The sequence below is a fragment of the Chitinophaga tropicalis genome, from assembly GCF_009758205.1.
In the GTDB taxonomy this organism is placed as follows: Bacteria; Bacteroidota; Bacteroidia; order Chitinophagales; family Chitinophagaceae; genus Chitinophaga; species Chitinophaga tropicalis.
Genome location: NZ_WRXN01000007.1, coordinates 184,563 through 196,562, shown reverse-complemented (window position 1 = coordinate 196,562; position 12,000 = coordinate 184,563). Strand labels below are relative to the sequence as shown.

The 12,000-nt window shown below is 41.7% G+C and carries 9 protein-coding genes; 4 read left to right on the top strand and 5 right to left on the bottom strand.

Translation table 11 applies throughout. The features are described from left to right. Window positions 1–538: 538 nt before the first annotated feature. Complete coding sequence (locus GO493_RS17405; protein ID WP_157307493.1) at window positions 539–2,302, bottom strand: hypothetical protein; 1,764 nt, start codon at window positions 2,300–2,302, stop codon at window positions 539–541. 489 nt (window positions 2,303–2,791) lie between these two features. On the opposite strand from GO493_RS17405, the gene GO493_RS17400 reads away from it, so the two are divergent. Beyond that, window positions 2,792–2,947, top strand: a complete 156-nt coding sequence (locus tag GO493_RS17400) for a hypothetical protein (RefSeq protein WP_157307492.1) — start codon at window positions 2,792–2,794, stop codon at window positions 2,945–2,947. A gap of 158 nt (window positions 2,948–3,105) precedes the next feature. On the opposite strand, the gene GO493_RS17395 is transcribed toward GO493_RS17400, so the two are convergent. The 4 genes from GO493_RS17395 to GO493_RS17380 form a co-directional block, all read right to left on the bottom strand. Beyond that, a complete protein-coding gene (locus tag GO493_RS17395) occupies window positions 3,106–3,807 on the bottom strand; it encodes a hypothetical protein (protein WP_157307491.1) in 702 nt (233 codons plus the stop codon). A 2-nt stretch (window positions 3,808–3,809) separates the two neighbouring features. After that, a complete protein-coding gene (locus tag GO493_RS17390; RefSeq protein ID WP_157307490.1) occupies window positions 3,810–4,673 on the bottom strand; it encodes a hypothetical protein in 864 nt (287 codons plus the stop codon). 693 nt (window positions 4,674–5,366) lie between these two features. Beyond that, complete coding sequence (locus tag GO493_RS17385) at window positions 5,367–5,798, bottom strand: DUF3828 domain-containing protein (protein ID WP_157307489.1); 432 nt, start codon at window positions 5,796–5,798, stop codon at window positions 5,367–5,369. A 95-nt stretch (window positions 5,799–5,893) separates the two neighbouring features. Beyond that, on the bottom strand, window positions 5,894–8,695 hold the full coding sequence (locus GO493_RS17380; RefSeq protein ID WP_157307488.1) for a bifunctional aconitate hydratase 2/2-methylisocitrate dehydratase: 2,802 nt from the start codon (window positions 8,693–8,695) through the stop codon (window positions 5,894–5,896). 446 nt (window positions 8,696–9,141) lie between these two features. Between GO493_RS17380 and GO493_RS17375 the strand changes: the two genes are divergently transcribed. The 3 genes from GO493_RS17375 (at window position 9,142) to GO493_RS17365 (ending at window position 11,995) form a co-directional block, all read left to right on the top strand. Beyond that, window positions 9,142–9,903 (top strand): SDR family NAD(P)-dependent oxidoreductase, encoded by a 762-nt coding sequence (locus GO493_RS17375; protein WP_157307487.1) that lies wholly within the window; start codon window positions 9,142–9,144, stop codon window positions 9,901–9,903. Between the two features lie 106 nt (window positions 9,904–10,009). Further along, a complete protein-coding gene (locus GO493_RS17370; RefSeq protein WP_198315747.1) occupies window positions 10,010–10,579 on the top strand; it encodes a TetR/AcrR family transcriptional regulator in 570 nt (189 codons plus the stop codon). A 42-nt stretch (window positions 10,580–10,621) separates the two neighbouring features. Continuing rightward, entirely contained in the window at window positions 10,622–11,995 is a 1,374-nt protein-coding gene (locus tag GO493_RS17365; RefSeq protein WP_198315746.1) for a TolC family protein, read from the top strand. Window positions 11,996–12,000 lie beyond the last annotated feature (5 nt).

Sequence of the window (12,000 nt, the reverse complement as noted above, 5' to 3'; positions counted from 1 at the left end):
CCTCTTTTTCGTTAAAAGAACTGCATGGGAAACGCAAGGTGTATGCCAACGGGTTGGTGGCAGCTCTTTTGTCATGAAAGTGTAGTTTTTACGCATTTTCAATCTAAGAAAATTTGAAGAATCCATTCTGCTTGATATTCAGCTATTTGAATAAGCATTCAAATCACACAAATATGTTTGTAAAACGTTAAAAAACGATTTAGCACTAGGTTTTCCGCTTATTTATAACTAAAGACCCAGAGGTCTGGTAGTATGACACGACACTGTAAAAGTGTCAGTTTCTGCCTGACAACAACAGACAGATTGGAAGGAAACTGTCTGTGACGCACCTCAAATGACGGAAATCTGCTATTATCGTTTTACCAAGACGCTACGGGAACGAGTTTGGTTTTAAGAGGGTAAGGTCGCTGTATTATGTTGCATAGGAATGCTTAGAAATTTCGCTGTATATGTATTGAGACTCCAGGAAATACACATATCGTTTCGATTACGCATATACGAAGCACGCCACAATATTAGGCTGTGGCGTGTTTTATTATTAGTTGATGCCAAAATTTCTTAAATGACGGAGTAGCTTTTCCATATCTGGCATTATCCCTAGTTCAGCGGCACGTATACGGATATATTCAGCAAAGGAAATTTGCTCAGTGGCGTGTTTTACAGCCCGAGAGGGGGCAGCTGGTACGGCACGCATAGCCACCTGAGCATGGTAGCGGTTAATTTCTTCGCGCAAATCAAAATTGGCGCTTTTAAACCGTTCTTCGTAGAGTAACAAGGTGTCTATCTCTATGATAGTTAGTGGCTTTACCCGGCTAATGTCGATGCCGGCGTTTGCCGGTACATCTCGAATCAACTGCATGCGATCATCAAACCACCTATTTGCCCAAAAGTTCATTCCTTGTGAGCTGTATAGGGGGCTGTGTACTATCAGCACCGGGTACACATCGACTGTATAGGGGTTCATGCCGGCGGGAAGGGGGAGCCTGTTCTGCAGTACACGAAGCGTGTTTTTAGCAAGCTGCTTTGTACCTTTTTCAATATGGCCGTCACGCTTCAGTTGCCCGTCTATAATGGTAAAATCATACGACAGTTTATTTTCGCCGCTCATCAGCACTTCTTTGGACTCGAAAAGAAATACCCCATTACCCCGTGCCGTGTAATAGTCAGGCGCCGCCTGGCCATCATGTTCAAAAATTGCATCAAGCTGGCCTCCATCCTGGCGTATGTCACCTGCCTTGTCAAATAAGGATGCACACATATCTGCGACCAGCACTTTTTCTGAAAAATCCATCCTGATTTGGGGTGGGAAATCTCGGTTCCCATTGAGCAGCGTGGGATCTGCTCTACAAAGGCGGCTGCAATAGAACATTAGCCCGGAATACATAACGTTTACTAAAAAGGGATCAGAGATACTTCTGTATTCGCCTTCCGCAATTTTGTAAATCGGGGTGCCTCTTAAGCCACGGAAATCATCGCCGTAAGGGTTGGGGCCGGTAATAGTCTGGATTGTCAGCTTTTCAAAAAGGGCCACATTGGCTTCAAAATCTGCATTTTGCTCGATTGTTATAGTAGTGTAGCCTTTTTTAATTCTTATAGCATTGATTATTATCCCGCCGATAGCTTGTACCAGTTCTACATTTGTAGTACAACCAAAGTCAGCCAGTAACTTACGGTGAAGTACCTGGTACTTTGGAGTATTTTCCATAAAATCCAACACTTTAATGGATTTGGCGAACTGGGAAAAAGCTAGATCGGCCACATTGGCTTTTTCAAGGTCATCACAGGGAAACGAACCGGCCAGCAATTTTCGGTATGGTTTAAGGGTGTCGTTAGGTGCTTCCGCACTCGTATTCGCAATTTGCTCATTGGCATTGACTTCATCATTGAATAGCATGGTTAAAGAAAGCAGATCGTCCATGAGGTCAGGAAAAACAGACGTGCCGGCGTCTGGTATGCTCACTTCGTTTTCTCGTACCCAGGTAAATAACCTTAAAAGTGCTTCGGTTGATATTAACCGATGATCTATTTGAGGATTTTGTTGCCGAAGGGCATCAACGAGTGGCGCTATTCGGTTATAACCTGGCTGTTGGGTGTAGTCACCAAGCTGCTGGCCATGGTACCATTCTGCAATTGCCGTATCGATGTCGGTATTATTTTCGCTTTCTCTGTGAATTTTACTCATGGCTAAGCTAAAATGCTGCCATAAAGTCGTTTTTCCTATTCGTTGCGCCAGCGCCAACTTGGCATTGGGGTCGGTAATTGTTTGGAGGTCTGCCGACCCAAGAAGTTTGTAATCTCGCATCAGATTATTGTTTTGGTGGTTCGCCGGAAGGCCCCGCGACTCGAGGTTAGCCTTTTAAAGCGAGCAAATGTAGCTAAATTTTGGGTATAGGATCGTGTCGCGTGGCTCGGGTTCACCCCCTAATGCGCAGGCAGGGATTAGGCTCAGTTATTTTGTGGTTTAGATTTTTAGGTTCCAGGTTGATTCAGTATGTTGCAAAATAAATGCATTAAAGGAACAAGGTGTTCAATTAGGTTCCCCTCAGCTCCACAAAAGATAACGGCCTGTAAGTGACTGACTTACAGGCTTCTTTTTACCCTGAACTTCTGACTCTGCTCTCACCGCAAAGGTGAAATTTTAAGCAACAAATTCTAAAATTTCAGTCTACTCTATGATTTTTTGAAGATTAAAATTATTGTTGTCCGACTAAAAATCGGGATTTAAAAAAGGGCGGCCCCGAAGAACCACCCAAATAGGTTAAGTTTGAGTTACTACACAAAAACTCACCTAATGGGCGAAGATAAAAATTCTCCGGACAGCGTGCCACCAGACAGGGAGTACCTAACACCAATACCCGTCCAGTTACTTAACTCAGCAGTAATTAAACCATTTGTTGTTGCATCTACTAAAAATAACCTGATAGTTTTTCCGAAAATAGCCATTTAAACCGATTAATGTAAAATGTTACGTAAGTACCCTATTAGCTTGTAGATCTCTTGAAAAGATTCGTTTTTGATTATTTCTTTTCCTCCTTCAGAAAGAAAGTTGTGCAAGCCTTCGTATGAGCTGTGAAGATGTTCTACCAAGCTAAGGATTAACACAAATTAGCCTGGCTGATTAGCCTCCCTTCTTTCCTTCACAATCATTGGTATATACTTATTTTTTTTTATTCCGTCTTCCAATCCCAGCCGATGATATACAGAACCACCAATCCCAGGAATAACCTCGCCTGTGGCTGTCACCTCATCATCTTCTGCAAAATAGAAGAACTCGAACTTATCACTGATAAACTTTGGGAACTCATTCTCAAGGCTATGAATGGCATTCTCAAAGAGGACAGGTGACGCAATAAATATTCTTTTAGGAGTAATTCTTTCAATTAAGTACGTCAGGTTTGTTCTAACAACACAAGAGGTATTAATTATTGACTTACATATAATCAGAACGTCTACATTCTCAAGTGATTCGATGTATGTTTTAATTATTGGAGCAACCGCCAGTTCACTATTTTGGAAAGCATTGGACCGTATATTCCAGAATACAGCCAGATTTATGCTGGCAACATGCTGCTCTAAATGGTCTAAAATACCTTTGGATAGCCAGTCTGCATCTTCAGATGAACAGGCTAATGTGACTCTGGTTTCGCTGGAGAAAGAGTTACTGTTTTGAATAACGTCTGATAGTGCGCCTCCTAATTCATAAAACGCCTTAGCGTAATCCTGCGATTGTGTACGCTGGTCCACAAGACTATCCAATAGTGATTTTATTTCATTTGAATTTTGTGCGTATTGGCTTAATTGGCGCATTATTAAAGGATTATAGTTTCAAGATCGGCAAATGTAACCGGTCGTTTCGCAATAATCTCATTTTCAATATTACGAAATTCGGTAGAATTAATCATATGGGGAATGGATCCAGAGTCAGTAACACCGTAAAAATATACTAAATAGCCATGGAAGATTTGATATCTGAAGTTTGGAATGGCATCAAGAATTTCCATTACCTGGAGTGATAATGTTAGCGGGACAGGAGACCTCAGATAAGCCAAACCACCAATAGATTTGACCTTATCAAAGAGGCTCTTCAAAGAAACATCACGTTTGCCGCTACTCACCCATGCACCAACAAATATATTAACCAGCGCCTGTAGTTTATCGGTGTCTGGTAAAGCGCAAAGTTCCTGGGCCGCTTTTCTGAAAGAACTGCAATATAAAACCTGGTTGTTAATTGTCCCGTTCCATGGGAAGTGAAATATAGTACATATCTTGTTCAAAGTTTTTGGTAGAGTATTTCTCATCAGCTTAAAGATCTTTCTTTCAGAAACGACCAACTCCAATCGGAATTTGATACCCTTTTTGGTTAGATTGTCTTTTTGTTTATGAAAATCAAAAGATAATGTTCCCCGATTAATGCGTTCGCCCCAACTAAGTTTTTGAGAAGTCTTTAGTTGATAACAGGTTTCAGTTGGCTCGCCAGGTACCTGGTTTTGTACCCAAAAATCATCGACATAGCCGTTGCCCTGGCTGGATATTGTGATGCTGCTTAAGTGCAGTTGAAATTGGCTAATAAGCCGCATGATTTTCAAACAGGCAAAACTAATCTCGTAATCATTACCTCTCTGATTTATTGCCCCGCCTAAATGTTTTTTACGTAGGTAACTGCTTTTTGTCATCCGTGGAAAAGTTAAACAACGTTTATTGTTAAACGCAGATAGTATATTTTTGTCGTTTGGTTATCGGGAAATATGTAGACTCAAAACGTTCAGTAATTTGCTCTGCGTCTGTTTGTCAAATTGGTGGTTATTATCCCAGAGCTTAGCAAGTTACTGGTTTTTGTATAAAAAGTAATCATTGGGGAATCTTGCAACAGGTATTGATTAGGGGTGATTCGAAATGAGACAGTCCGCTTCGCTAGCATCGGTTATTTGATAATTTGACAAAATTTCGTTCGTCCGTTTCTATAGATATTTCCAACAGAATATCTATGTAGTTATGGGAGTATATGCCAGGAAGTTGATATTTTGATTCTTTTGTATCTGCCCTGGGTAAGTGTGGTGTGTATTACAATTTCGGAATCCGATTCCGAAATTGTAAAGAATTACCTTTTGTCTTGTATTGCTCTATGTGATAGAAGCGGTAACTATCCGGAATTTCCGGATAGTTCAAAATTGTGGTAGCAAAAAGTAGCTCAGCAAAAAAGTGTTTTCAATTGTCAAGGAGCACTTGACAAACTGAAAACACGCTTTTATAATTCAAGTTACACTCTCTACTTTTATGTTCCTTATAGAAAAAACCGCCTTTGATGTCGTGGTATAAGTAAATTATTTATCTCCAATAAAGGCGCTTTTCCAACCCACTCTTTCATCTCAATACGTCAAAATATCATCTATCTTATAAGCCTGCCCTTTCTTTACTACAAGCAATTTAATAATGGTTCTCTTTTGTGAATAAGTGTCCAGATAAGAAACAATATAAACATTAGCCTTTTGAGGGTCCTTACTTATAACCAGCGTCCTCAGCCAGTCCATATTCGTATCCTGTGCATTCACAAATGGATCGGAATCCAGTTCCTCATCTTTGGCTATCCTGTTCAGGATCTTTGGGGTGCAATATTGCTTTCTGATCAGATTGAGTTCCTTTTCGCTGAGCGATTCTTCACTTCCGGTAATGTAACTGGTATAAAACTGCTTTAGCATGATCGCCGCACTATCATTGGCGGCCTTACTCTGGCCCTGGCAGTATGAGCCAGAGAATGCTAAAATAATGGCGAAGCAGGAAGCTAAAAATTGTGATTTCATATTGAAAGGTTTTCGGGATTCTCTATTACAGCATTTACCCTACTCCGGGGAGTAGGGTAAATGCTTTTTGAAATGTTGTATGTTGGTTTAAACCATTAGTAAGAAAGACTGTCTTTACGAACTGCGTTTGAAGTTAAGTTCTTAAGAGGAGGTGCGAACTTAGTCAGATCTATACCTGTTACTGCAGCTCTATATTCATCCATATTAGGAATTCTTCCAAGGATGGCAGAAAGAACAACTACTGGTGTAGATGCAAGAAGAGACTCTCCTTTTTTACGATCAGAATCTTCAACAACTCTTCCCTGGAAAAGACGGGTAGAAGTTGCCATGACGGTATCTCCTTTAGCTGCTTTTTCCTGGTTACCCATGCAAAGGTTACAACCCGGACGCTCGAGATACATCATATTTTCATATTCGGTACGTGCAACGTTTTTCGGAGCGTTATCATTGAATTCAAAACCAGAGTACTTCTGCAATATCTCCCAATCACCTTCTACCTGGAGTTCATCAATGATATTGTAAGTTGGTGCTGCCACTACAAGTGGTGCGCGGAACTCAACTTTACCATTCTGTTGTTCCAGGTTCCTGAGCATCTGGGAAACGATTTTCAGATCGCCTTTATGCACCATGCAGGAACCAACGAAACCAAGATCCACTTTTTTCTCGCCGCCATAGTAGGAAAGCGCACGGATCGTATCGTGAGTATATCGCTTGGCAACGTCGTCATTGTTAACATCAGGGTCTGCAATCATTGGCTCAACGATCACATCCAGGTCAATTACTACTTCAGCATAATACTTAGCATTCGCATCTGGTTTTAAAGCAGGTTTTTCGCCTGACTTAATCTCAGCGATCCTTTTATCAGCTTTGTTGATCAACCCCTGAAGAACTTGCCTGCTGTTTTCCATGCCCTTGTCTATCATGATCTGGATCCTGCCTTTCGCAATTTCCAGTGATTCTATCAGGGTGTCATCTTCAGAAATACAGATGGAAGCTTTTGCTTTCATCTCTGCCGTCCAGTCTGTAAAGGTAAATGCCTGGTCCGCAGGAAGGGTGCCGATGTGCACTTCAATGACTCTGCCCTGGAAAACATTCTCTCCGGCAAATTTCTGCAGCATCTGTGCCTGCGTTGCATGTACTACATCGCGGAAGTCCATGTGATCCTTCATTTCTCCTTTGAAGGTTACTTTCACTGATTCCGGAATTGGCATGGATGCTTCACCTGTAGCCAATGCCAGCGCAACGGTACCTGAGTCAGCGCCAAAAGCAACACCTTTGGACATTCTTGTGTGAGAATCACCACCAATGATGATGGCCCACTCATCCACTGTAATATCATTAAGTACCTTGTGAATTACATCTGTCATGGAATGATATTCGCCTTTCGGGTCACGGGCAGTGATAAGTCCAAATTCATTCATGAACTTCATGAGTTTTGGAATATTTGCCTGCGCTTTCTTATCCCATACTGAGGCGGTGTGACAGCCTGATTGGTAGGCGCCGTCTACAATGGGCGAAATCACAGTCGCTGCCATAGATTCCAGTTCCTGGGCCGTCATCAGGCCGGTCGTATCCTGGGAACCTACGATGTTCACTTCTACACGAACATCTGAACCAGCGTGTAATACTTTACCCGGAGTAGTGCCAACAGCATTTCTGTTAAAGATTTTTTCTACTGCTGTCAGGCCCTGGTTCTCATGAGAAATTTCTTTTGGCAGGGCAAATACAGGGGGAATATCAATGTTAAGGAGCTTAGCCGCTATAGTCTGGATCTTTTTACCGAATACGATAGCATAAGATCCGCCGGCCCTGATAAATTCCATTTTCTGAGGCGTGAGGGCCTTGGAAATGTCAATCAGTTCCTTGTCACCATTATAAAGTTTTTTCTTCTTTGTGTTGATCGTAAGAACGGTGCCGGTAGCAACAGAGTATACTTCCTCCAGGATATGTTCACCATGTTCATTGCGGATAAGCTTACCATTTGCATCCACTTTTTTCACCCAGTTTTTGAGGTCAATACCAATGCCGCCGGTAACGTCAACAGTGGTGAGGAAAATGGGAGAAATTCCGTTTGTGCCACCTACAATGGGGGCAATATTAACAAATGGAACATAGGGACTTGCCTGTTTGCCCGTCCAGAGCGCCACGTTATTTACACCGGACATTCTTGATGAACCTACGCCCATAGTGCCTTTATCAGCAATCAGCATCACGCTCTTATCAGGATGTTGCGCCTGCAGCTTCCTGATTTCGGCTTGTGCCTGGGGAGTGATCATGCATTTACCATGCAATTCACGGTCTGATCTGGAATGCGCCTGGTTACCAGGAGAAAGCAGGTCAGTCGAAATATCGCCCTCACCGGCAATAAAAGTTACTACCTTAATTTCTTCAGGCACTTCGGGTAGTTTTGTGAAAAACTCAGCCTGTGCGTAACTTTCAATTATCTCTTTAGCTATTTCATTTCCGTTTTTGAATGCATCTTTCAGGCGGTCTGTGTCAGCATCATAGAGGAAAACCTGCGTTTTAAGAACTTTTGCAGCTTCTTTCGCAATAGAGATATCATCACCCAGAGCCAGGTCCAGCAACACTTCGATCGAAGGACCACCCTTCATGTGAGATAATAACTCAAAAGCAAAAGCAGGTGTGATTTCTTTCACTATGGCTTTACCAAGAATGATTTCCTTTAAAAACTTAGCTTTTACACCAGCGGCACTTGTAGTTCCTGGTAACACATTATAAATGAAGAAATTAAGAGAATCTTTCCTGTGTGCATTTTCGAGATCTCTGATTTGCGCGATGATTTCACTCAGTAATTCGGCACTATCAATCGGCTTAGGATGAAGTTCCTGGCTTTTTCTTTCTTCAATTTCCTTAAGATATTCATTATAACGGCTCATACAATTTTTCTTTTGAAAGCGAATCCGCAAATGTAACTAATGTCCATAATATTACACAGTGATCTAAATAAGATCCCACTTTAATGGAACGTATCTTCCAGGTCCACAACCCGGATTTCGTATTTCGAAGAACCAGGAAAAAACTGAAAAGGTCATCGAAGAGAGATAGCCTTATTTTTGTAAATAATTGATTTTCAGTTCATATCCCTTTTGTCTTTTGTGCGGTATGTTCGATTAGAATAGTATTTTGTATTGATATTCAGTTTGTTATGATGTTTAGCGCTCAAAAAGGAATTTGACCTGAAAATAAAACTATAATCTTTCCCAATATTACTTCCAATTTACAGGCAGGATCACCCCATATAATCTGAAAGAACCAAAAATATTTTGTTTATTGAACAGTGTTCAATAACTTTGACTCTGAAATCACATTAAACAGTTAAACAATGAAAAAAGCATTAATCACAGGCGCCAGTGGAGGAATAGGGTTTGAAGTAGCCAGGCGCCTGGCCGCTCAAAACTATCAGCTTACCCTCGTTGCCCGTAATGAGGACAAGCTTAATAAAGCTTTAGCGGGCTTGAATAGTAATGGTCACAGCATTTTTGTAGCCGATCTGACAAAAAAAGAAGATCTGAAAAAGGTGGCAGACCATCTGGCCACCAACAAATATGACGTACTTATCAACAATGCGGGCGCAGGTCTTTATGGTCAGTTTATCGGGCTTCCCCTTGAAGATCAGTTGAATACGATGCAACTAAACATGGATGCTTTAGTAACCCTCTCTTATAGCTTCTTAGAGAAGGCGTCATCAGGAAGTGCGCTTGTAAATATCGGCTCACTGCTCGCCCATTCTTCTCTGCCAGGAGGGGCCGTTTATGCAGGAACTAAAAGCTTTGTGGCTAATTTTTCAGAATCTTTGTGGTACGAGTTTAAGCACAAAGGCGTTTTTGTAATGGGTTTCAATCCGGGTGCGGCAGATTCAGATTTTCATTCAAATGCAGGCCGGCAATCAACCGATTTCCCAAAATTTGTAATTTCCTCTGTAGTAGATGTAGCTGATGAATTGGTTAAAGCATTGCACAAAAGGCAAAAGCCCAGGGTAGTACAGGGCCTGAAAAACAGACTGATGCTTTGGGGCTTTAAATTTCTAAGCCGGAAATCTGCGGTGAGTATCATGGGCCAGATCAGTCCGGGAATGTCACATTAGTGCCGAACTTTCAGCAATCCAGGACACTCAACCGCCCGATTTCATATTTTTACGTATTATTACTTATATGAGCATAGCTGAACGAAAACAAAAGGAAAAGTTGGAAATGCACAAACGCATTCTGAACGGTGCACGCAAGATATTCCTTGAGAAAGGATATGAACAAACCAGCATGCGAAACATTGCCAGCGAGATAAATTACAGCGCCGGCATTATTTATTTTCACTTTAAAGACAAAAGTGAGATCTTTCATGAGCTTCACAAGGAAGGGTTTAGACTGTTGCTTAGCCAGCTAAAAGTATTGGATAAAGTTGCCGATCCCTTTGAACGGTTGAAAGCCGTTGGGCGTGTATTTATTCAGTTTGCACAGGAAAATAAGGATTATTATAACCTTATGTTTATTGTGGAAGAACCTGTCAAAGCTCCCCAGGCAGGCGGTTTTCAGATTGCACAGGAAGCCATCAATCATCTCCTGGACCTGGTCAAAGAATGCCAGGGAAAAGGCAGGTTTAAAGATATGGATGCTGAATATTTTGCATTCATGCTGCTTTCTGCTATTCATGGCATTTGTGCCTTATTCTGCAAGGACCGCACTGTGAATTTTGTGAACAAAACAGACGATGAGCTGATGAAGAACGGTTACGAGTGCTTTGTAACACTACTCGAAAAAGGGTAGTTTTTTTTAACTATTTATTGAACAGTGTTTAAAAATATAACAGTGAACAATATTTTCCAAAAATCGACGAATTATTACTGGTTAGCCCTGGTACTGGGCATACAGATTTTCACCACCAGCCAGGTCAGGGCTCAAAGCAGGTTGGACCAGTACATTCAGCAGGGAATTGAGTCAAACCAGAGTATTAAACAACAGGCCTTCCTCTTACAAAAGAACATGTATGTGCTGAACGAGGCCAAAACTATGTTCTTGCCCAACATTACCTTTTCTACCACTTATACAAAGGCCGATGGTGGACGTACCATAGATTTTCCTGCGGGCGACCTTTTAAACGGGGCCTATGCCACACTGAACCAGCTGACCGGAAGCAACTCATTCCCGCAACTTCAGAACCAGCACGTACAGATCAATCCCGATAATTTCTACGATGCCAGATTCCGCACCACCCTGCCTGTCCTGAATGCAGAGCTTATCTACAACAAAAAGATCAGGTCACAACAGGTGGATCTGCAAAAAGCAGAAATCCTGCTTTACAAACGGGAACTGGTCAAGGAAGTTAAAACAGCATATTACAACTACCTGAAGGCTACAAATGCTGTAAAGATCTATCAATCTTTCCTTCAACTGGTCGAAGAAGGGGAACGTACCAACACAAAGCTTTTTGAGAATGCCAAAATAAACCGGACAGCCGTCATCCGTAGCCGGAACGAGGTATCGAAGATCAACGCCTCTCTTACCACAGCAAGAAAAACAGAAGAATCTGCCCGGTATTATTTTAACTTTCTTCTCAACCGGCCATTAACAGACAGCATTTTGGCCGATGAGATTGTAACGCTACCAACGCAGGATCAACGACAGAATAATGATGTTAGCAGCCGGGAAGAGTTGTCAAAACTTAAGATCTCAAAAGACATCAACGAAAATCTGAACGGGCTGGCAAGATCTTATCTTATTCCTAAGATCGGCACTTACCTGGACCTGGGTTCCCAGGCCTTTGACTGGAAGTTCAATCAAAATAGCCGCTATTACTTTTGGGGAATTTCACTGGAATGGAACCTGTTCTCCTTTGGAAAAAATACTTACCGGATCAAACAGACAATTGCAGATAAACAAGCAATAACCTCCCAGACCGATTACGTACAACAGCAATTACTTACCGAGCTTAAAGTCAGGCAGGCTAATATGCAAAGCGCAATCGCCCGATATCAGGCGGCTCAGTCACAATTAAAAACAAGCCAGACTTATTATAGTGATATGACAAAACTATATAAAGAAGGAATGGCTATTTACATTGAGCTGTTAGACGCCCAGAACCAATGGATAGATGCACAGCTTCAGGCCAATATTGCATTATTCGACACGTGGATATCATTTACAGCTATTGAACGTGCTAATGCCAGCTTTAATATTCAATAAAATAA